The sequence below is a fragment of the Accumulibacter sp. genome, assembly GCF_016789985.1.
Classification (GTDB): domain Bacteria; phylum Pseudomonadota; class Gammaproteobacteria; order Burkholderiales; family Rhodocyclaceae; genus Accumulibacter.
Map to the genome: position 1 here is coordinate 1 of NZ_JAEUOL010000162.1, position 19,660 is coordinate 19,660.

Genomic DNA, 19,660 nt, shown 5'->3' on the forward strand with positions numbered 1-19,660 from the left:
CTCTGCAACCTGACCGGGATGAAACCCACCTACGGCGTCATTTCGCGCTACGGCATGATCGCCTTCGCCTCGTCGCTCGATCAAGCTGGTCCGCTCGCCCGCTCGGCGGCCGACTGCGCACTCCTGCTCAACAGCATGGCCGGCTTTGACGCACGTGACTCGACCAGCCTCGACCGCCCGATCGAGGACTACAGCCGCGAACTGGCAGCCCCCGCCGGTAGCAAGCCCCTGGCTGGATTGAAAATCGGCCTTCCGGCACAGTTTTTTGGCGAGGGCTGCAGTCCCACAGTCATGCAGTTGGTCGACGCGGCGATCGCCGAGTACCGTAAACTGGGCGCTGAAACGGTCGCCGTCAGCCTGCCGAGCATGGAACTGTCGGTGGCTGCCTACTATGTGCTCGCGCCGGCGGAAGCGAGCTCGAACCTGGCACGCTTCGACGGTGTGCGCTACGGCTATCGGGCGCCGGAGTACCAGGACCTCAACGACATGTACTGCAAGAGCCGCGCACAAGGCTTTGGTGCCGAGGTCAAGCGCCGCATTCTGATCGGCACCTACGTCCTGTCGCACGGCTATTACGACGCGTACTATCTGCAGGCGCAACGCATCCGCCGGCTGATCGCCAATGATTTCACCGAGGCTTTCAGGCAATGCGACATGATCATCGGGCCGACCAGCCCGAGCACCGCCTTCAAGCTTGGCGAAAAGGCGTCCGATCCGGTGCAGATGTACCTGTCGGATATCTACACGATCGCCGTCAACCTCGCCGGCCTGCCGGGACTCTCCATTCCCTGCGGCTTCGCCGGTGGCCTGCCGGCCGGCCTGCAACTGATTGGCAACTATTTCACCGAGGCCAGACTGCTCAACGTCGCGCATCGCTACCAGCAGGCCAGCGACTGGCACCGGCAATGCCCGGGCGACTATGCCTGAGCCCTTGCCCAGCCGGTGCGGCAGGAGTACTACCTGCCGCGCCAACCGGCCGGCGCCGGCCAGAACCTGCGCCGCGGCTACCGTCCTTGCCTTGAACCTTGGATAGTGAGTAAGCAGTGATGAAACAATGGGAAGTCGTCATCGGCATCGAGACCCACGCGCAGTTGTCGACCCAGGCGAAGATCTTCTCCGGCAGTTCGACCGCCTTCGGTGCAGCCCCCAACCTCCAGGCCAATGCCGTGGACGTGGCACTGCCCGGAGTTCTTCCGGTGCTCAACCGGGGTGCCGTGGAGTGCGCCATCCGCTTCGGCCTCGCGGTCGATGCCGAAATCGCACCGAAATCGGTCTTCGCACGCAAGAATTACTTCTATCCCGATCTGCCCAAGGGCTATCAGATCAGCCAGTATGAATTGCCGGTGGTGCGTGGCGGCCGACTGGCCATTCAGGTCGGCGACAGCGAGAAAACCGTTTTTCTGACCCGTGCCCACCTCGAGGAGGACGCCGGCAAGTCGCTGCACGAAGCGGTCGGTCAACAGTTTCAGGGCCGCTCGGGAATCGACCTGAACCGTGCCGGAACCCCACTGCTGGAAATTGTCACCGAACCCGACATGCGCTCGGCCGCCGAAGCGGTGGCCTATGCGCGCGCCCTCCACGCCCTGGTGCGCTGGATCGGCATCTGCGACGGCAACATGCAGGAGGGCTCCTTCCGCTGCGACGCGAACGTCTCGGTGCGCCCTGTCGGGCAGGCGCATTTCGGTACCCGGCGTGAAATCAAGAATCTCAACTCTTTCCGTTTCATGCAGCAGGCGATCGACTTCGAGGTGCAGTGGCAGATCGCGACGCTCGAGGATGGCGGCAGTGTCGAACAGGCGACCGTCCTGTTCGATCCGGAGAGCGGCGAAACGCGCGCCATGCGCTCGAAGGAAGACGCACACGATTACCGCTACTTCCCCGACCCCGACCTGCTGCCACTGGTCATCGACCGCCAGTGGGTGGAGCAGATTCGCGCGCAGATGCCCGAACTGCCCACCGCCCGACGCGAGCGCCTGATTGCCGAATGGGGACTCTCGCCCTACGATGCCAAGGTGCTGACCGGCTCGCTTGAACTGGCGGACTATTTCGCAGCAACGGCTGCCATCGCCGGCAAGGACAACGCCAAAAGCTGCGCCAACTGGGTAATGGGTGAGCTCACTGCCCGCCTCAACAAGGAAGAACTGGAGATCACGCAGTCGCCGGTCGCGGCGGCACAACTAGGCGGGCTGATCGTGCGCATTGCCGATGGCACGATCTCGACCAATATGGCGAAAAAGGTGTTCAACACCCTCTGGATCGGCGAAGGCGGCTCCGCCGACGAAATCATCCAAAACCAGGGACTACAGCAGATCAGCGACAGCGGATCACTGGCCATCCTGATCGACGAGTTGCTGGCCGCCAACCCGAGCATGATCGCCGAGTTCCGGGCGGGCAAGGAGAAGGCGTTCAACGCCCTGGTCGGCCAAGTCATGAAGGCCACCCGCGGCCAAGCCAACCCGCAGCGGGTCAACGAAATGCTGCGCGAGAAACTCGGCTGACTAGCCGTTTATACCCACCCAGGCACCGTTACCCCGGCCGGCCTCAGGGCCGCGCCGCCGACGGCGGTCGCTTGGAAAGTTCGACAAAACGCCGCAAATCCTCGTCGTATTTCAAGCGAATGACCTCCCGATCCTTCCTCTTCGACTCGATCACCGTTTCCTGCGCCCTGATCTCCTGATCGGCATCGCGCAGACCCTTGCTCACCTCGGCCGGCAGTTGGCGGTTCTTGTAGAACTCCGCCTCGTCCTCGAATTTCTTGCGCTGCCTGCGGATTTCGCCGATCCTGTCTTCGGCCGCCTTGATCGCTGTGGCAATGTCCCGCTCCGCACGGCTGCGCATCAGCTCGATATCCTTTTCACTACCATAGGTATTGAGCAGCGCCTGATCCTTCCGCCTCTGCTCGTTGAGCAATCGTTCTTGCTCGACTCGGCGCTGCTCTTCAGCCGCACGCAGAACTCGCTGCTCCGCGGTCAACGGCGCCTCGACGGTTCTGATCGCCCGCCCCGACTCACCAAGCTCGCGGTAGGTACGTCCAACGCAGACCAATGGGAGAATGTCGCCACACACCTGTTTGCCGGTTCCGTCATGGCAGCAGAAGATCGTCGCGCCAGCCGAGCCGGGCTGCAGCGCCGAGAAAACAGCCAGCAGCAGAATGCTGCAGCTAGGTGCTACGCGCAATGCCGTATTCCTGCCGATAAGCAGCCACTGCTGCCGCGTGCTGTCCGTACCGCGCATCCTGCTGCAGGAAGCTCATCAGGTCGTCGAGTGTCGCCACGGCGACCACCGGAATCCCGTAATCCCGCTCGACCTCCTGCACGGCGGACAATTCGCCCTGCCCCCGTTCCATGCGGTCGAGGGCAATGACCACCCCGCAGGGTGAGGCTCCCGCGATGCGGATCAGGTCAACCGACTCGCGAATCGATGTACCGGCGGTAATCACGTCGTCGATGATCAGCACACGACCCGCCAAAGGCGCGCCAACGATCGTGCCGCCCTCGCCGTGATCCTTGGCCTCCTTGCGATTGAACGAGAAGGGCAGGTTACGCCCCGCCCTGGCCAGCGCGACGGCGATCACGGCGACCAGCGGTATGCCTTTGTACGCCGGACCGAACAAGGCGTCGGCAACAATCCCACTGGCGGTGATTGCGCTAACGTAGAATTCGGCCAGCCGACCAAGCGCCGCACCGCTGTTGAACAGGCCCGCGTTGAAAAAGTAGGGCGACAAGCGGCCCGCCTTGGTCTTGAACTCGCCAAAGCGGAGGACATCCTGAGCCACCGCAAACTCGATAAATTCCTGTCGGAAGTCCATGCCAACCGATTCGATCAAAGCCGTTCCCAGCACCGGGTAGCTATGTTACGCATCATTACGCTCAATCTCAATGGTATTCGTTCGGCATGGCGCAAGGGCTTCTTGCCCTGGCTTGCCGAACAGCATGCAGACTTCGTCTGCGTCCAGGAACTGAAGGCCCATCTGGCCGATCTCGACGAGGCAATGAAAGTCCCGGCCGGCCTGCACGCTTACTACCGGTGCGCCGACCGGAAAGGCTATAGCGGTGTCGGTCTGTGGTGCCGGCGACCACCCGACAAGGTCGCGCATCAGCTGGACAACGCCGAGTTTGACCTCGAGGGACGCTATCTGCGTGCCGATTTCGGCAATCTCTCGGTCGTCTCGCTTTATCAACCGTCGGGCTCTAGCTCCGGGCAACGTCAGGAGGCCAAGTTCCGCTTCATGGACATGATTTACCCGCGGTTGGCGGAACTCGCGCTGAGCGGCCGCGATGTCGTCGTCTGTGGCGACTGGAACATCGCCCATCAGGAAATCGACCTCAGGAACTGGCGAAGCAATCGCGGCAATTCGGGCTTCCTGCCAGCGGAACGCGCCTGGGTAAGCCGCCTGCTCGGTGAGGGCGGCTGGTGCGACGTGTACCGCAGGCTACACCCCGCAACCACCGATGAAGCCTACACCTGGTGGTCCAATCGCGGACGGGCCCGGGCCAGGAACGTTGGCTGGCGACTGGACTATCAGCTGGCAACCGCCAGCCTGGCCGCCCAGGCACAAAGGGCAGTAGTCTTCAAGGAGCAACGCTTCAGCGATCATGCCCCATTGACCATCGACTACGACTACACACTGCCGATTCGTTCTGGACATTGATCTTCACCCGCGTTTTCTATAATGTGAGTGTCTCGTCGAGCGCTCATGTGAGACCAACGCCTTTCCTGTCACCACCTTCCCCTGTGAGGCCTGCCATGTCCGAAGTTACCGATCTTTCCAACGCCAACAAACAAAAACTCGTCTCCGACATGAAGGTTGTGGTCGCTGACGCAGAGGAAATCCTGCGCGCAACTGCCGGCGTGGCCGGCGAAAAAATGGGAGACCTGCGCGAGCGCTTCGGTGAACGCCTGCGTGACGCACGGATCCGGCTGGCCGATGCCGAAGCAGCCCTGGTCGACCGCACCAAAGCCGCCGCGCGCGCCACCGATGACTATGTGCATGAGAACCCCTGGCGCGCCGTCGGCCTGGCTGCTGCTGTCGGCCTGCTGCTGGGCGTGATCATCGGCCGCCGTTGATTCGCCCCGACGAGTGATGGGCGAAACCTCCAGCATTGTCAGCGGCGGGCTGTTGGCTGCTGCGAAGAACAGCGCCGCGACACTGCTGATCACCGGGCGGACACGTCTCGAACTGCTCGGCAATGAACTCCAGGAAGAAAAGCTGCACGCCCTTCATCTGCTGCTCATCGCGCAGATGGGGGCTTTCTGCCTGATGGTCGGCACCCTTCTGGGCGTGCTCCTGTTGACCGTCCTCTTCTGGAACGAGCGGGTTGCCCTGCTCGCAATCCTGACCGCGGTCTTCTTGGCCGGCGGGCTCGCCTTCTTCATCACCCTCAGACACTTTTCCCACAGATCCCGGCACCTCTTCAAGACCAGCCTCGGCGAGCTTGGCGAAGACATTCGTCAGCTAAAGGGAGCGGCGCACAATGAACCAGGAACTGATTGACCTGGCCGTCGAGCGGGGCCGGCTGATCGAACGCATCAGCCAGCAGCGCCAGCTCCTCGACCAGCAATTGCGCCCACTGGGCGAGACGCTGGACACCGCCGATCGACTGGTTCTCACCGCACGCCGCTGCGGCACCTACCTGAAGCAGCACCCGGAAGTGGTCGCCGCCGGCGTGGCTACGCTGGTGATTCTGCAGCCGCGACGCGTCTGGCGCTGGAGCAGGCGCGGCTTCTTCGCCTGGCGCACCTGGCACAGGTTGCGCCGCGAACTTGCCGACCTCGGCCTGATCGGGCACGTTCAGCGACAACACCCATAGGCCTTTCGCTGCCCTCGGAACAAGGCCGCTTCGGCCGGCCAAAGGTTACAAAGCTTCAGTTGAGCTCCAGATGCCCAGCCCGACCAACTGCTGAGTTGCCGTGGCTGCCCAGCCCCGATTGGCTGCCGGGCTGGCCGGACTCGGATGCAGTACCCGGCCGATCCCCACCCTGCTTCCCGTCAGAGCTTCGGCTGCTCGAGCTTCAGCAAAAGCGCCGATACCGATCACCCAGGCCGGTTGCAGGGCCGCCACCACCGCCCGGAGGTGGACATCACAGGCAGCATGCAGCGGCGCCGCCTCGGCGGCCGGCAACTTGTCCGGCGTCAGGTTGCGGCCGCGGTCGAAAAACGCCAGGGGACAGTAATTGGCCACGAAGTGGTCGATAAAGAAAGCTTCGGCACTGCCAAAGCGGGTGCGGAACAAACCCCACAGGCGTCGCCCGCTCACCTCCGAACGCGCGCAGGCAAAGCCTTCGATGGGCCGCCAGGGATTCTCCACCATCGGTTTGCCCGGCTCGCTCTCGATGCCTAGCCAATCGCGCACGGCGGCGACCTCGCCGAAAGGTACGCCGGTCTGCACCATCCCGAAAGGACCCGGATTCATGCCGAGGAATACCACTCGCCGGCGGCTGGCGGCATAACGGCGCAGGTAGTGCTCGTGTGCTGGCCAAGCATAGGTCAGCGGATTGTAAGTGTGGCTTACCGGCGGCGCAAAAGCGAGCAGTGAAAGATCTGCCGACAACCGCCGGGCGGCAACAATCAGCTCTTCGGCAACCGAGGCGTCTCGTTCCATGGCGCAACCTTGAGCAACATTGCCAAGCCCGGTACAGCGAGCAGGAAACAAAAGATGAAGAAACTGACCCAGCCGACCGTTTCTGCCAGCCAGCCGGCACTGGCGTTGATGAAAGTCCGCGGAACCGCCGCCAGACTGGTAAACAACGCAAACTGGGTAGCCGTGAAAGCCGGATTGGTGGCGCGCGCGATGAAGGCAATGAAGGCTGCGGTCCCCAGGCCGACACCCAGGTACTCGGCGCCAATCACGGCAGCCAGTGCGGCGCGGTCAACGGCGTCGATGCTCGGCTGCACACCCCGCCAGGCCAGCCAGGCAAAGCCAAGAATGGTTATCATCTGGACCAGACCAAACAACCAGAGCGCGCGGTTGATACCCAGACGAACCATCCACAGGCCACCCAACAGACCGCCGATGACCGCCGGCCAGAGGCCGGCGTGCTTGGCAATCACTCCGATGTCCGTCTTGCTGTACCCGAGATCAAGATAGAACGGGGTGGACAGCGCCGTGGCGAGCGAATCGCCAAGCTTGTAGAGGAAGATGAAGCCGAGCACCAGCAGGGCACCCGACCAGCCCTGGCGGCCGATGAACTCGTGGAAGGGCTCGATCACTGCCTGACGCAAGGTCTTCGGCGTACCCACTACGGCCGGTTCAGAGACCAGCAGGACCATTACCATGCCTGGCAGCATGAAGGCCGCCGTAATCCAGAAGACCTGCGCCCAGGGCAGCAGGTCGGCGAGGATCAGGGACAAGGAACCAGGGACCAGACCGGCAATCCGGTAGGCGTTCACATGCACCGAATTGCCGAGGCCAAGTTCCTGGTCGGTGAGGATCTCGCGTCGATAGGCGTCCAGCGCCACATCCTGCGTCGCCGACAGGAAAGCCAGCGCTACCGACAGCCAGATGACCGGCGTCAGATCCGACGCGGGCGAGAAGCCCCCGAGCACGCCGATCGACAGCAACAGCCCCGCCTGCGAGAGCAAAATCCAGCCACGCCGGCGACCAAGCGGCAGGCGATAGCGATCAAGCGCGGGTGCCCAGAGGAATTTCCAGGTATAGGGAAACTGGATGAGCGCAAACAGGCCGATGGTCTTGAGATCGACACTTTCGCTGCGTAGCCAGGCGGGGAGCAAGTTGAGCAACAAGTAGAGCGGCAGACCCGAACTGAAACCGGTAAACACACAGATCAGCATCCGCCGGGTCAGCAGCAAGCGTAGCCAGTCAGGCATCAGTTCTTGCGCCCGAGACGATAGAAGGCGAGGCTGCCATTGAGATTGGGATCATCGCTGACCTCGCGACCAGCGTCGTCGAATGCCAGCCGCTCGCGAATCTCTATCCCGAGCCGAGCGCAAAGGTCCTCGAAGTCGGCGATGGTAAAGAAACGTACGTTGGGGGTATCGAACCAGTCGTACGGCAGATCCTCCGACACCGGCATGCGCCCCTCGGCGATGGCCAGACGATTGGTACGGTAGGCGAAATTCGGGAAGCTGACCACCGCCTCTACGGCGACGCGCAGCATCTCGCCGAGGATGCGCTCGGTGGTATGCATCGTCTGCAAGGCCTGCGAAATCACCACATGGTCGAACGAGTTGTCCTCGAAGCCCGACAGTCCACACTCGATATCCATCTGCAGGACATCCACCCCGTTGCGAATGCAGCCGAGCACGCTTTCCTTGTCGATTTCCACACCATAGCCGGCCACATCTCGTGTTTCGTTGAGGTAGCGCAGCAAGCGGCCATCACCACAGCCCAGGTCGAGAACGCGCTCGCCGGGTGGAATCCAGCTGGCGATCACCGCAAAGTCGAAGCGCTCGCGCTGTTCAGCCTTGGCTCGTCTCTCGTGCTCGGTCATACAGCGATGTTCTCCAGGTAAGCGCGCAGCAGAGCATGATAGTGGGGATCATCGAGCAGAAACGAGTCGTGCCCCGCGTCGCATTCGATCTCGGCATAGGCTACGTGCAGACGATTGTGCAGCAGCGCAAAGACGATCTCTCGCGAACGCGCCGGTGCAAAACGCCAGTCCGTTGAAAAGCTGGCGACAAAGAAACTGGCCTTGGCGCGCACCAGCGCAGCGGCCAGATTGCCCTCGTACTCATAAGCCGGATCGAAATAGTCGAGCGCCTTGGTCATCATCAGATAGGTATTGGCGTCGAAAAAGCTGGCAAACTTGTTGCCCTGATGGCGCAGATAGGACTCGATTTCGAAGTCCACGTCATAACTGAACTTGTGTTCGCCGTGGCGCAACTGACGGCCAAATTTCTCGCCCATCTGGCTGTCCGAAAGATAGGTGATGTGACCGACCATGCGAGCCAGGCGCAGACCTCTGGTCGGCACCACACCATGCTCGGCGTAATGACCGCCGTGAAAATCGGGATCGGAGATGATCGCCTGCCGCGCCACCTCGTTGAACGCGATGTTCTGTGCTGACAGCTTCGGTGCCGAGGCAATGACCATGGCGTGCCGGATGCGCTCGGGATACTGTATCGACCAGGCCAGCGCCTGCATGCCGCCAAGGCTGCCGCCGATGACCGCGGCCCAGGTGCTGACGCCCAGGTGATCCGCCAGACGGGCCTGCGCCGCCACCCAGTCCTCCACCGTGACCATTGGAAAATCGGCACCGTAGCGCTTTCCGGTTTCCGGGTTGATCGACAGCGGGCCAGTCGAACCATAGCAACCACCGAGGTTGTTCACCCCGACCACAAAGAATTTTCGCGTATCGAGCGGTTTGCCCGGGCCAACGAGGTTGTCCCACCAACCAACACTCTCCGGATCGTCCGCATGGCGACCGGCAACGTGATGGCTGCCTGACAGGGCGTGACAGACCAGCACGGCATTGGAGCGCTCGGCGTTGAGCGTCCCATAGGTCTCGAACACCAGTTCGAAGCCGTGCAGCCTGGCGCCGCTCTTCAGCCACAAGGGCTGGTCAAAGCCTACCCGCTGCGGCGCAACGACTCCGACAGAATTCTCTGATGACATCGCGATCTCATCGGTACCAGGGCATAAAGAAAAACCCAGTCAGCTGGTCAGGCGGACTGGGCATGCCGCGCTTTAGCCGTATTTGTAGGGCGCCCGCAAGCTGATCGTTCAAATCGGCGCCAAGGCGGCGAAACTTACCCGCAGCCTGCCAAAAAGTCAATTCACGCGCAGTTGTTGAGCTTCTCCAGCTGTTCCCGGATCTTCGCCGGCTCCTCATGACGCAACATGCGGCGCACAATCGGCGCCAGCTCGGCACAGTTGCTCTGCATGATTTTCTGCTTGACCGAGAGGATCTGTGCCTGATGCATCGAGAACTGGCGCAAGCCCATGCCGAGCAGCAGGCGGGTCAGCGCCGGGTCACCGGCCAGTTCGCCACAGATTGAAACCGGGATATTGACCTTTTCGGCGCTTGCAATGGTATGCGCCAACAACATCAGCACCGCCGGATGCAGAGGATCGTAGAGCGCGGCCACCTGTTCGTCGCTGCGATCGATCGCCAGCGTGTACTGGATCAGATCGTTGGTGCCGATCGACAGGAAACTCATGCGCCGCAGGAAGAGACCGACGGCCAGTGCGGCCGCCGGGATTTCGATCATTGCGCCGACCGGGATGGCCTCATCGAACTCCACCCGCTCGCCCCGCAGACTCGATTTGGCCCGCTCGATCGCCGCCAGTGTCAGGTCGATCTCGTGCGCCTGCGACAGCATGGGGATCAACAGCTTGATCCTGCCGTACCTCGAGGCACGCAGGATGGCCCGCAGCTGCGTCTGAAACATCTTCGGCTCGGCCAGGGACAGGCGAATGGCGCGCAGGCCGAGCGCCGGATTGCTCTGCAGGCGATCACCGTGCGCCTTCTCCGGATGCAGGTCCTTGTCGTAGCCAAGGTCGAAAGTACGAATGGTAACCGGCCGCCCGGCCATACCCTGGGCCACCCTTCGGTATGCCTCGAACTGTTCGTCCTCGGTCGGCATGTCGCCACGGTCGAGAAAGAGGAACTCGGTGCGGAACAGGCCGATTCCCTCGGCGCCACCATCGAGTGCATTGGCCACGTCGCCCGGCAATTCGATGTTGGCATGCAGCTCGATGTCAACCCCGTCCAGCGTGACCGATCTGGCTGTCTTGAGGCGCCTGAGTTTGGACCGTTCAAGCTCGATCTGCGTTTTTCTCAGTCGGTACTCTTCGAGTATGCGCGCATCCGGGTTGACGATCAGCACGCCGCGCGTGCCGTCGACGATCAGGACTTCCTTGTCGCGGATCAGTTGCCGGGCGTTCAGCAATCCCAGCACGGCCGGAATACGCAGACTGCGGGCAAGAATTGCCGTGTGCGAAGTCGAGCCACCGACATCGGTCACGAAAGCGGCAAAATGATGTTCCTTGTAGGCAATGACATCGGCCGGCGAGAGATCATGCGCCACCACGATCAGATTCTCCTCCTTGATGCCCTTGCTCGACTTGAGTTCGCTCCGCCCTGGCTGGCCGACGAGTTCCTTGATCACCCGCTCGACCACCTGCCGCACGTCGTAGCTGCGCTCGCGCAGGTACTGGTCGTCAAACTTCTCGAACTGATCGACCAGGACATCCATCTGTTGCACCAGTGCCCACTCGGCATTGCAGCGCCGCTCGCGGATCAGCGCCTTGGGCGTTTCCGCCAGTTCGGGATCGGCGAGGATCATCGAGTGCAGATCGATGAAGGCGCCGAATTCCGCTGAACTGTGCTGCATGCGGCCCTTGAGCGCCGCAAACTCCTCGCGCACACGCAGCAAAGCGGCTTCGAAGCGGGCGATCTCCTTGTCCACCATGCGCGGTGCGATGACCAGGTGGGAGACCTCGAGCGTCGCATGCGACATCAGGTGCGCCTGTCCGATCGCGATGCCTCCCGAGACCGCCAGTCCGTGCAGCGTGAAACTCATGGGGTGCTCACTCCGCCTCGTCGAAGCGTCTGGCGATCAGTTCGAGAATCGCCTCGCTCGCCGCCTGCTCGTCTGCGCCATCGGCCTCGACGATGACCGTCGAGCCTTTGCCGGCGGCCAGCATCATCACCCCCATGATGCTCTTCGCATTGATCCTGCGCACCCCCTTTTCCATCCACACCTCGCTGTTGAAGCGGCTGGCAAGCTGCGTCAGCTTGGCAGAAGCACGCGCGTGCAAACCCAGCTTGTTGCGGATTTCGGTTTCAGCCCGTACCATCCAGAATCCCCCTTATGTTCATCCTAAACCGGCGGTGGCAGCTTGACCACGCCGTCCCGCGCGCCACTGATCGCCTTTTGCAGCATCGTTTCCATGCCGCGTTCACGATACGTCAGGGCACGCAGCAACATCGGCAGGTTGACTCCCGCCACACCTTCGATCCGCCCCGGCTCAAGCAGCTTGAGCGCCAGGTTGCCGGGCGTCGCACCAAAAACGTCGGTCATCACCAGCACGCCTTCACCACCATCGACCTCCTTGAGCAACAGACGGGCAAGCGGCAGAACATCCAGCGGGTCGTCCTGCGCCGCCACCCCAAGCTGGGCAATCAGCGGGGGACGCTTGTTCAGTACATGGCAAACATTCTGAATCAGGCTTTCACCAAACGAACCGTGGGTTACCAGGAAAATACCGATCATTGCGCCACCCTTCACGACAGGTCGCCATTCTAAGCGATTCCGCAGGACTCGGCAGCCGCCGCCCGGAAACGCTCACGGGATCACCTCAATCGCCACTGGCCGGGCAACGTACTCGATCCGACGCTGCATCGCCTGACTGAGCTGCACGCCACCCTGGGCGTCCACGCGCAGAACATGCCCCACCTGCAACCGGCGCGCGAGACGCGGCCAGTCGCGACCGGCGATGAACAGCGGCTTCGAAGCGACATCCGACAGGGTGCCGGCGGCCCGGCGCGGAGTGATCAGGACCGTCACGGCCTGCGTATCGAACACCGGCTGGCCACTACGCGGATCGAGCAGATGAGAGTAGCGGCGACCGTCAAGTTCGAAGTAACGCTGATAGTCGCCCGAGGTGCCGATCGCTTCGCCGTCCGCCAGCTCGAGCGTTGCCAATGGTCCCGCTTGGCGTGGATGCTGTATGCCGACCCGCCAGCGCTGGCCATTCCTGCTGCCCAGCACCATGACGTTGCCACCGATGTTGATCAGCGCGTTGTGTGCTCCCTGTGCCTGGAGGATGCTCACGGCGCGATCGAGTGCGACACCCTTGAGGTAGCCGCCAAAGTCGAGCGCCAGTTGGCGTTGCGGACTGCTGACGTGCAGATCATCGAGTCGCAGGTCGACAATGCTTGGCCGATCGGCGACCCAGGCGGCCAGGGCAGCGGCGTCGGGCAACCGGACCGGCAGGTCATCGGACTGGAATCCCCAGAGACTGATCAGGCGACCGATGCCGGGGTCGAACAGGCCGTCACTGAGCCGCGTCAGGCGCTGCGCCTCGGCGATCAGTTCGCTCATTTCCTGGCTCACCGGCTGCCGTTTGCCGGCCGCAATCGCCGCATTCAGAGAGCTGAGTTCGGAGGGCTTCCAGGCATGGTAGGTTCGATGCAGGCGATCGAACTCGCGCAGCACGGCCGCCGCTGCCTGACGCGCCTGCGTCTCGGGCAAAGCAGCGATCATCACTTCGACGCGGGTGCCGAAGACAAAGGCTTCCTGATGATGCAGGGGCGCCCTGTCGCAGGCCACCAGTGCCCACCACAGCAGGAGCAGCGGAAAGGCGGCTAGGCGGCGACCACGCACTGACGCTCCAGCGCGGTGACGAACAGGGCGGCGCTGTCGAACCCGGTCTGCTCGGCAATCTCCACCATGCAGGTCGGGCTGGTCACATTGATTTCGGTCAACCAGTCACCGATCACGTCGAGGCCAACCAGCAGCAGACCGCGGGCCGCCAGCAGCGGAGCCAGCGCACCGGCAATCTCGCGGTCACGCGGGCTCAGCTCACGGGCCACGCCAGTGCCGCCGGCGGCCAGATTGCCGCGCGTTTCACCCGCTTTCGGGATGCGCGCCAGACAATACGGCACGACTTCGCCGCCAACGATCAGGATCCGCTTGTCGCCGTCGGCGATCTCCGGAATATAGCGCTGAGCCATGATCGTTCGCGTGCCGTGACGGGTCAGTGTCTCGACGATCACATTGCGATTCGGATCATCGTGACGGACGCGAAAAACCTCGCTGCCGCCCATCCCGTCGAGCGGCTTGAGGACCGTGTCGCGTTCGACCTCGATGAACGAGTGGATGACGCCAGCGTCACGCGCCGCCGTTGTCGGAATGGCAAACCGCGCAAACTCGGTCACCGAGAGCTTTTCCGAATGGTCGCGCAAGGCCCGCGGGCGGTTGAAAACGCGTGCCCCCTCCACTTCGGCACGTTCAAGCAACCATGTGGTGGTCACGTACTCCATGTCGAATGGCGGGTCCTTGCGCATCAGCACGGCGCGGAAATCCCGCAGCGCCACGACATGACGGTCGACCTCGACGAACCAGTCGCTGTCGTCGGCCAGCATCTCCAGATGTACTGCTTCGGCACACACGCCATGCAGGGAAGACCAGTGAATCGCCTCCTGCTGGATGACCCACACCGCGTGTCCAGCCGCCTGCGCCGCCCGCATGATGGCAATGCTTGTATCCTTGTAAGCCTTGAGTGACGGCAACGGGTCGACAATCAACGCTATGCGCATGGCACGGTCTCCTCCACGGGAGCGGTACGTTCGAGTTCGACCGAGGCGGCGAGCTGCGCCAGGCGAGCAACCACACCATAGGCGTAAAAGCGGTTCGGCGCGGCATCCGGATTCTGGCAATGATCGGGCAACGAGCAACTCGTCTCGAAAGCAAGCGGTTCGAAGTGCATGCCCGGGGCGTTGAGGTTCTCGTCCTTGCCCCGCCCGCTATGGACGCGGTAAAAACCTCCGACGACAAAGCGGTCGATCATGTAGACCACCGGTTCGGCAACCCCCTCCTCGCTTCCGCTACCGACCCGTTCGTAGGTGTGCACCCCTTCCTGAATGATCACCTGCGACACGGCGAGTCCTTCCTTGATGACCGACATCCTGTTGCGCTGCCGGCGATTCAGGCCGGTTACCTGCGAGGCATCCTTGACCGTCATCACCCCCATGCCATAGGTTCCGGCATCGGCCTTGACCACCACGTAAGGCGTCTCGTCGATTCCGTACTGGCGATACTTTTCGCGGATCAGCTCGAGAACCGCATCGACATTGGATGCCAGGCACTGTTCTCCCTGCCGTTGATGGAAGTTGACGCTGCTGCAGACCGCAAAGTAAGGGTTGATCCGCCACGGGTCGATGCCTGCCAGTCTGGCAAAATCACTCGCCACCTCGTCGTAGGCAGCAAAGTGGTTTGACTTCCGGCGCAGGGCCCAGCCGGCATGCAGCGGTGGCAGGACGAACTGGCCGTCCAGATCGTGCAGGATTTCGGGGATACCGGCCGAAAGATCATTGTTGAGCAGGATGGCGCAAGGCTCGAAATCCTTGAGCCCCAGGCGATGGCGACCGCGCAGCAGCGGTTCGAGGAGCAGGGTCGTGCCGTCCGGCAGGGCAACCGGGGTCGGCTGGTTGATCTCGGGCAGCAGCGAACCGATGCGCACCTCGAGCCCGGTCAGACGCAGAACGGTGGCGATCTGGGCGACGTTCTGCAGGTAGAAAAGATTACGCGTGTGGTTCTCGGGAATCAGCAACAGCCGTCTCGCATCGGGGCAGATACGGTCGATCGCCGTCATTGCCGCCTGCACGCAAAGCGGCAGAAAGGTCGCGTCGAGGTTGTTGAAGCCACCGGGGAAGAGATTCATGTCCACCGGCGCCAGCTTGAAGCCGGCGTTGCGCAGATCGACCGAACCGTAAAAGGGTGGCGTATGCTCCTGCCACTGGCCGCGAAACCAGCGTTCGATCTCGGGCATGGCATCGAGGAAACGGCGCTCGATTTCGAGCAGCGGGCCGTTGAGGACAGTCTTCAGACGTGGAACCATGGGCTTCTCTTGGCATGTGGCTTCGGGGATGCTCGGTGGCGAAGTGCGCCGCGGCGGCAAGGTGCAGTACAGGGGCAGCAATGGGTCATTTTACACTGCCACGTGGCAACAAGCCGCGCAGCGCCGCCGGAAGCGGTGTCTGCTCGAGACTGCGCTGGGTGAACAGAAAGCGGCCGTCACAAACGAAACCCAGATCAGCCCAGTCGACCGCGTTCAGCGCGCCGGCCAGAAGCTGCACATCGATCGCCGGGTCATGCGGGAAGATCGCCATCACGGAACCGTCGTAGTGGGTACACGGGTGGATGAAGAAGGGCTGCGCACGACGCGTCCTGTTGTTTACGTAAACCCTCGGCTGTGTCGACTGGTAATAGCCGCGTCCCCAATGCCACCAGTTGGACTCGTCAAAGGGACGGATGCGGCGCGCGATCAGTCGATCCTTGTGCGGCAGCAACGCCTCCGGCGGCGGCCTGCCGGGCTCGCACCAGAGCATGCGGCGGGTCTGACCGCTGGCAAGGGTCGCCGAGTACACGAAGCTGCGGTTGCCGCACACCTCGCTGGCGTAGAGGTCGTCGGCGCCGGACACCGCGCCGACCTTGACGAAGGCGATGTCGGTCAGATGCAGTTCGTAGTCGCCGCGCGTGAACAGGAGATGCCCGGCACTCTCGACGAAATGACGCTCCTCCCACTGCAACCTGGACAAACCGGCCAGACCGTCGGCGACGCCCTGCACCGCATAGCGCGTCCGGCGCGAGAAATTGCCACGCTCGAAACGCCAGATGGCGCAGTTGGGTGTCGCCCCGTCGAACAACCGCGAATCGCCGAGTTCGACGAAATCGGTCACCGTCCCGGCACCGTAGAGCAGCCGGTTGAGCGGTACCGCCGAGGTCGCCTTGACGAAATCGCGCGGCGTGATGAACACCAGTTCGCCGCCCGGAGCGAGGTGCCGCAGGCACTTCTCGATGAACAACAGATAGAGATTGGCACGTCCATCGAGCACGCTGCACCGGATCAGGCGGCGCGTCTGCAGCGCGATGTCCTGATAGCGCACATAGGGTGGATTGCCGATGATCGTCGCAAAGGACTCGTCTTCCGGCAAGGCAAAGAAGTCCATCACCCGGGCACCCGGCGGCGCATGTCGAGCATCGATCTCGAGGCCGACGGCGAACGGAAAGTGCTGCAGGAAGACTCCATCGCCGCAAGCCGGTTCGAGGACGCGGCCACAATTGCGCACCAGGGCCAGCATCGCCTCGACCACCGCCGGCGGGGTAAACACCTGTCCCAGGCTGGCCACGTCGCAGTCCGGCAAGGCTGGAGCGTTGGCTCTCATCGCCCCAGGCATCGCCCGCCGGCCGCAGCGCGCAAACCGGCGACGACCCTTGACAAGGGTGTTGCCATTCCGCGGACAGTCGCCGGCAGCACTCTCAGCGCTCCACCCAGGGCATCACCGGAACCGTCGAAATGCTGTTGGCCGGCGCACCATCGATCAGCTTGCGGCTGATCGCGAGATAGATCAGCGTGCGGTTCGGCTCGTCCCACATTCTGACGACGCGCGTTTCCTTGAACAGGATCGAGGTATCGCCCGAGAACACCGTGGCCTCTTTCGGCAGCTTCGCCGGCAGCGTGATCGGACCGGTCTGCCGGCAGGCCAGCGAAAACTGCGAGGGATCTTCCGCCAGCCCCAGCGAACCGCTCACCCCGCCGGTTCTCGCCTGGCTGACATGGCAGGTCACCCCCGGCACCTTGGGATCGGGGAAACTCTCGACACAGATCCGGTGGTTCGCCCCCACCAGCTTCCACTCGGTGGTCACGCAACCGACCTGTTCGGCCTGGACCAGCGTGCCCGCCAGCAGCAATACGCTGCAAAACCCTGCGACCCGGCAGCGGGTCATGTGCTTGATCATCATCGTCTCTCCTTGGCCAGCGCCGATCATGCATTCTCTTGGCCTCACCCATTCGCCAGAGGCCCGGCAATCCTCCGGTGCCGACGGCCGGCCGTCCCTCAGTCGGGAAAGCCGGCCAGGGTGACATTACCGATCTGCCCGACCGGCGAGCCGCGGCGGGCCCGCTGACCGAGGTGCCGGTCCTCGGAAAGCAACGTCTTCAATCGGTTGCGCAAGGTTCCCTTGATCGTCACCCTGGGCCCCCGGATCGCCAGCACGGCGCGCAGCGCCTCGCCATCGCGCAGACCGATGATCTGGACTCCCTTGCCGCTCGCCAGGCGTTTCATCTGCTCGCGCGGGAAGACCAGCAGGCGCCCGTCTTCCGATAATGCGGCCAGATGGTCCGTGCCGGCAAGTCTGATCGGCGGCAGAATGGTGGTACCTTCCTCGACACTGAGGAAAGCCTTGCCCGCCTTTTGCCGCGACAGCAGATCGCCGTAAGTACAGATGAAGCCATAGCCGGAGGTCTTGGCGACGAGCAATTCGTCCTCCGGCTGCCCGGTCAGCACATGGGCAATCCTGCCGCCGCCCAGGTCGACGAAGGAAGACAGGGGTGCCCCCATGCCGCGACCATCCGGCAGACTGGCGATCGCCACGGTGTACGCCCGCCCCTCGGTGGAGAGAATGACCAGCGAGTCGACCGAGCGACACTCCTGCGCCGAACCGGCGCGATCGCCATCCTTGAAGACGACCCCGGAGAGGTCCAGACCATGTCCCTGACGGACGCGCGCCCAGCCCTTCTCGGAAATGATCACGGTAACCGGCTCATCGGCCAGCGCGGCGACCTCGGAGCGTGAAGCGGTGGCTGCCGCCTCGATCACCGTGCGTCGGGCATCGCCGAACTTCTCGGCATCCGCCTTGATCTCGCGGATCACCTGCCGGCGCAGCAGCGCATCGCTGACCAGCAGTTTGCGCAGCCCTTCGCGTTCACCGCGCAGTTTCTCGAGTTCCTGCTCGATCCTGATTCCCTCGAGCCGAGCCAGTTGGCGCAGGCGAATTTCGAGAATGTCCTCGGCCTGTCGATCGGACAGCGCGAAGCGGGCGATCAGCGCGGCCTTCGGGTCGTCCGCCTGGCGGATGATGCGGATTACTTCGTCGATGTTCAGGAAGACGATGTGCCGGCCTTCGAGGATGTGAATGCGATCGTCGGCCTTCTGCAGGCGGAACTCGGTACGCCGCTGCACCGTCCGGATGCGGAAGGTACACCATTCGCCGATCAGGTCGACCAGGGACTTCTGACACGGGCGGCCGTCGATGCCCACCGCCACCAGGTTGATCGGGGCCGAGGTCTCGAGGCTGGTATGCGCCAGCAGCAGCGCCACGAACTCGTTGCGATCGATGCGCGAGCTGCTCGGCTCGAAGACCAGGCGCACATCGTCGTCCTTGCCCGATTCGTCGCGTGCCCGGTCGAGCTGTGAGGCCATCAGGGCCTTGAGCTGTGCCGCCGATTGTTCGATTGCCTTCTTGCCCGGCCTGGGCTGCGGGTTGAGCAGGCCGCCGACCTCGGAGAGCACCCTGGCCGACGAGACGCCGGGCGGCAGCTCCCGGAAAACCAGTTGCCAGGCACCCCTGGCCATTTCCTCGAATTCGTAGCGCGCCCGCACGCGCAGGCTGCCGCGACCCGTGCCGTAGGCGACCACGATGTCCGCCGGCGAAGAGATGATCTGCCCGCCACCGGGGTAATCGGGTCCCGGAATGTGCTGCAACAGTTGCTCGAGGCCGGCCTGCGGCTGCTCGATCTTGAGGATCGCCGCCGCCGCGACCTCGCGCAGGTTATGCGACGGAATCTCGGTGGCCATGCCGACGGCAATCCCCGAGGCACCGTTGAGCAGGACGAAAGGCAGACGTGCCGGCAGGAAAGCGGGCTCGTCGAATGAACCGTCGTAGTTCGGCTGAAAGTCGACCGTCCCTTCGCCGATCTCGCCGAGCAGCAACTCGGCAATCGGTGTCAGGCGAGCTTCGGTGTAACGCATCGCCGCCGCGTTGTCGCCATCGCGCGAGCCGAAATTGCCCTGCCCGTCAACCAGCGGATAGCGCAGCATGAAGGGCTGCGCCACCCGCACCATCGCGTCATAGGCCGAGGTGTCGCCATGCGGATGGTACTTGCCGATCACGTCGCCGACGACGCGTGCCGACTTGACCGGCTTGGCGGTCGCCGACAACCCCAGTTCGCGCATCGCGAAAAGCACCCGG

The 19,660-nt window shown here is 63.2% G+C and carries 21 protein-coding genes; 6 read left to right on the plus strand and 15 right to left on the minus strand.

Annotation, left to right across the window (positions count from 1 at the left end):
- Positions 1-927, plus strand: a 927-nt coding sequence (locus JNK99_RS09360) for an amidase family protein (RefSeq protein ID WP_291851851.1), incomplete at its 5' end; no start/stop codon positions are given.
- Positions 928-1,046: 119 nt separating this feature from the next.
- Positions 1,047-2,498, plus strand: a complete 1,452-nt coding sequence (gene gatB / locus JNK99_RS09365; protein WP_291851854.1) for an Asp-tRNA(Asn)/Glu-tRNA(Gln) amidotransferase subunit GatB — start codon at positions 1,047-1,049, stop codon at positions 2,496-2,498.
- A 43-nt stretch (positions 2,499-2,541) separates the two neighbouring features.
- Here gatB and JNK99_RS09370 read toward each other — a convergent pair whose 3' ends face one another.
- Positions 2,542-3,177 (minus strand): hypothetical protein, encoded by a 636-nt coding sequence (locus tag JNK99_RS09370; protein ID WP_291851856.1) that lies wholly within the window; start codon positions 3,175-3,177, stop codon positions 2,542-2,544.
- The gene (gene pyrE / locus JNK99_RS09375) at positions 3,161-3,808 is read right to left on the minus strand and encodes an orotate phosphoribosyltransferase (protein ID WP_291851906.1); all 648 of its coding nucleotides are present in this window, start codon (positions 3,806-3,808) and stop codon (positions 3,161-3,163) included. Before pyrE ends, JNK99_RS09370 begins: the two co-directional genes overlap by 17 nt.
- A 42-nt stretch (positions 3,809-3,850) precedes the next feature.
- Here pyrE and JNK99_RS09380 point away from each other — a divergent pair, with 42 nt between their 5' ends.
- The 4 genes from JNK99_RS09380 to JNK99_RS09395 all read left to right on the plus strand — a co-directional run bounded on the left by JNK99_RS09380 (position 3,851) and on the right by JNK99_RS09395 (position 5,810).
- Entirely contained in the window at positions 3,851-4,651 is an 801-nt protein-coding gene (locus tag JNK99_RS09380) for an exodeoxyribonuclease III (RefSeq protein WP_291851858.1), read from the plus strand.
- A 95-nt stretch (positions 4,652-4,746) separates the two neighbouring features.
- The gene (locus JNK99_RS09385) at positions 4,747-5,067 is read left to right on the plus strand and encodes a DUF883 family protein (protein ID WP_291851861.1); all 321 of its coding nucleotides are present in this window, start codon (positions 4,747-4,749) and stop codon (positions 5,065-5,067) included.
- Between the two features lie 16 nt (positions 5,068-5,083).
- A complete protein-coding gene (locus JNK99_RS09390) occupies positions 5,084-5,494 on the plus strand; it encodes a phage holin family protein (protein WP_291851864.1) in 411 nt (136 codons plus the stop codon).
- The gene (locus JNK99_RS09395) at positions 5,475-5,810 is read left to right on the plus strand and encodes a YqjK-like family protein (RefSeq protein ID WP_291851867.1); all 336 of its coding nucleotides are present in this window, start codon (positions 5,475-5,477) and stop codon (positions 5,808-5,810) included. Before JNK99_RS09390 ends, JNK99_RS09395 begins: the two co-directional genes overlap by 20 nt.
- Positions 5,811-5,855: 45 nt before the next feature.
- On the opposite strand, the gene JNK99_RS09400 is transcribed toward JNK99_RS09395, so the two are convergent.
- From JNK99_RS09400 to parC, 13 genes are all read right to left on the minus strand, one after another.
- The gene (locus JNK99_RS09400) at positions 5,856-6,602 is read right to left on the minus strand and encodes a uracil-DNA glycosylase family protein (protein ID WP_291851870.1); all 747 of its coding nucleotides are present in this window, start codon (positions 6,600-6,602) and stop codon (positions 5,856-5,858) included.
- Positions 6,569-7,828 (minus strand): AmpG family muropeptide MFS transporter, encoded by a 1,260-nt coding sequence (locus JNK99_RS09405; RefSeq protein ID WP_291851872.1) that lies wholly within the window; start codon positions 7,826-7,828, stop codon positions 6,569-6,571. Before JNK99_RS09405 ends, JNK99_RS09400 begins: the two co-directional genes overlap by 34 nt.
- Positions 7,828-8,451: a methionine biosynthesis protein MetW gene (gene metW / locus JNK99_RS09410; protein ID WP_291851875.1), complete on the minus strand. Its 624-nt coding sequence runs from the start codon at positions 8,449-8,451 to the stop codon at positions 7,828-7,830. The genes JNK99_RS09405 and metW overlap by 1 nt, the downstream gene beginning before the upstream one ends.
- A complete protein-coding gene (locus JNK99_RS09415; protein WP_291851878.1) occupies positions 8,448-9,575 on the minus strand; it encodes a homoserine O-acetyltransferase in 1,128 nt (375 codons plus the stop codon). The genes metW and JNK99_RS09415 overlap by 4 nt, the downstream gene beginning before the upstream one ends.
- 161 nt (positions 9,576-9,736) lie before the next feature.
- The gene (gene ptsP, locus JNK99_RS09420) at positions 9,737-11,485 is read right to left on the minus strand and encodes a phosphoenolpyruvate--protein phosphotransferase (protein WP_291851881.1); all 1,749 of its coding nucleotides are present in this window, start codon (positions 11,483-11,485) and stop codon (positions 9,737-9,739) included.
- Positions 11,486-11,492: 7 nt separating this feature from the next.
- Positions 11,493-11,762: an HPr family phosphocarrier protein gene (locus JNK99_RS09425; RefSeq protein ID WP_291851885.1), complete on the minus strand. Its 270-nt coding sequence runs from the start codon at positions 11,760-11,762 to the stop codon at positions 11,493-11,495.
- Between the two features lie 23 nt (positions 11,763-11,785).
- Positions 11,786-12,178: a PTS fructose transporter subunit IIA gene (locus tag JNK99_RS09430; protein WP_291851888.1), complete on the minus strand. Its 393-nt coding sequence runs from the start codon at positions 12,176-12,178 to the stop codon at positions 11,786-11,788.
- A gap of 72 nt (positions 12,179-12,250) precedes the next feature.
- Positions 12,251-13,291, minus strand: coding sequence for an FAD:protein FMN transferase (locus JNK99_RS09435; protein WP_291851891.1), 1,041 nt, complete (start codon positions 13,289-13,291; stop codon positions 12,251-12,253).
- Positions 13,273-14,226, minus strand: coding sequence for a glutathione synthase (gene gshB, locus JNK99_RS09440; protein ID WP_291851894.1), 954 nt, complete (start codon positions 14,224-14,226; stop codon positions 13,273-13,275). The genes JNK99_RS09435 and gshB overlap by 19 nt, the downstream gene beginning before the upstream one ends.
- The gene (gshA, locus tag JNK99_RS09445; RefSeq protein ID WP_291851897.1) at positions 14,217-15,527 is read right to left on the minus strand and encodes a glutamate--cysteine ligase; all 1,311 of its coding nucleotides are present in this window, start codon (positions 15,525-15,527) and stop codon (positions 14,217-14,219) included. The genes gshB and gshA overlap by 10 nt, the downstream gene beginning before the upstream one ends.
- Before the next feature lie 85 nt (positions 15,528-15,612).
- On the minus strand, positions 15,613-16,854 hold the full coding sequence (locus JNK99_RS09450) for a class I SAM-dependent methyltransferase (protein ID WP_291851900.1): 1,242 nt from the start codon (positions 16,852-16,854) through the stop codon (positions 15,613-15,615).
- A 94-nt stretch (positions 16,855-16,948) separates the two neighbouring features.
- Positions 16,949-17,428 carry a CreA family protein gene (locus JNK99_RS09455; RefSeq protein ID WP_291851909.1) on the minus strand — a complete coding sequence of 160 codons (480 nt, stop codon included), beginning with the start codon at positions 17,426-17,428 and terminating at the stop codon, positions 16,949-16,951.
- A gap of 98 nt (positions 17,429-17,526) precedes the next feature.
- Positions 17,527-19,660: DNA topoisomerase IV subunit A (parC, locus tag JNK99_RS09460; RefSeq protein ID WP_291851903.1), on the minus strand; the 2,134-nt coding region annotated here is incomplete at its 5' end.

Bases quoted from the DNA above. Each gene is read 5' to 3' on its own strand.
- gshA (WP_291851897.1), bottom strand. From the start codon at position 15,527: ATGGTTCCACGTCTGAAGACTGTCCTCAACGGCCCGCTGCTCGAAATC.
- JNK99_RS09385 (WP_291851861.1), top strand. From the start codon at position 4,747: ATGTCCGAAGTTACCGATCTTTCCAACGCCAACAAACAAAAACTCGTC.
- JNK99_RS09450 (WP_291851900.1), bottom strand. From the start codon at position 16,854: ATGAGAGCCAACGCTCCAGCCTTGCCGGACTGCGACGTGGCCAGCCTG.
- JNK99_RS09395 (WP_291851867.1), top strand. From the start codon at position 5,475: ATGAACCAGGAACTGATTGACCTGGCCGTCGAGCGGGGCCGGCTGATC.
- JNK99_RS09430 (WP_291851888.1), bottom strand. From the start codon at position 12,178: ATGATCGGTATTTTCCTGGTAACCCACGGTTCGTTTGGTGAAAGCCTG.
- pyrE (WP_291851906.1), bottom strand. From the start codon at position 3,808: ATGGACTTCCGACAGGAATTTATCGAGTTTGCGGTGGCTCAGGATGTC.
- JNK99_RS09380 (WP_291851858.1), top strand. From the start codon at position 3,851: ATGTTACGCATCATTACGCTCAATCTCAATGGTATTCGTTCGGCATGG.
- JNK99_RS09415 (WP_291851878.1), bottom strand. From the start codon at position 9,575: ATGTCATCAGAGAATTCTGTCGGAGTCGTTGCGCCGCAGCGGGTAGGC.
- JNK99_RS09425 (WP_291851885.1), bottom strand. From the start codon at position 11,762: ATGGTACGGGCTGAAACCGAAATCCGCAACAAGCTGGGTTTGCACGCG.
- JNK99_RS09400 (WP_291851870.1), bottom strand. From the start codon at position 6,602: ATGGAACGAGACGCCTCGGTTGCCGAAGAGCTGATTGTTGCCGCCCGG.
- JNK99_RS09455 (WP_291851909.1), bottom strand. From the start codon at position 17,428: ATGATCAAGCACATGACCCGCTGCCGGGTCGCAGGGTTTTGCAGCGTA.
- metW (WP_291851875.1), bottom strand. From the start codon at position 8,451: ATGACCGAGCACGAGAGACGAGCCAAGGCTGAACAGCGCGAGCGCTTC.
- ptsP (WP_291851881.1), bottom strand. From the start codon at position 11,485: ATGAGTTTCACGCTGCACGGACTGGCGGTCTCGGGAGGCATCGCGATC.
- gatB (WP_291851854.1), top strand. From the start codon at position 1,047: ATGAAACAATGGGAAGTCGTCATCGGCATCGAGACCCACGCGCAGTTG.
- JNK99_RS09405 (WP_291851872.1), bottom strand. From the start codon at position 7,828: ATGCCTGACTGGCTACGCTTGCTGCTGACCCGGCGGATGCTGATCTGT.
- gshB (WP_291851894.1), bottom strand. From the start codon at position 14,226: ATGCGCATAGCGTTGATTGTCGACCCGTTGCCGTCACTCAAGGCTTAC.
- JNK99_RS09390 (WP_291851864.1), top strand. From the start codon at position 5,084: ATGGGCGAAACCTCCAGCATTGTCAGCGGCGGGCTGTTGGCTGCTGCG.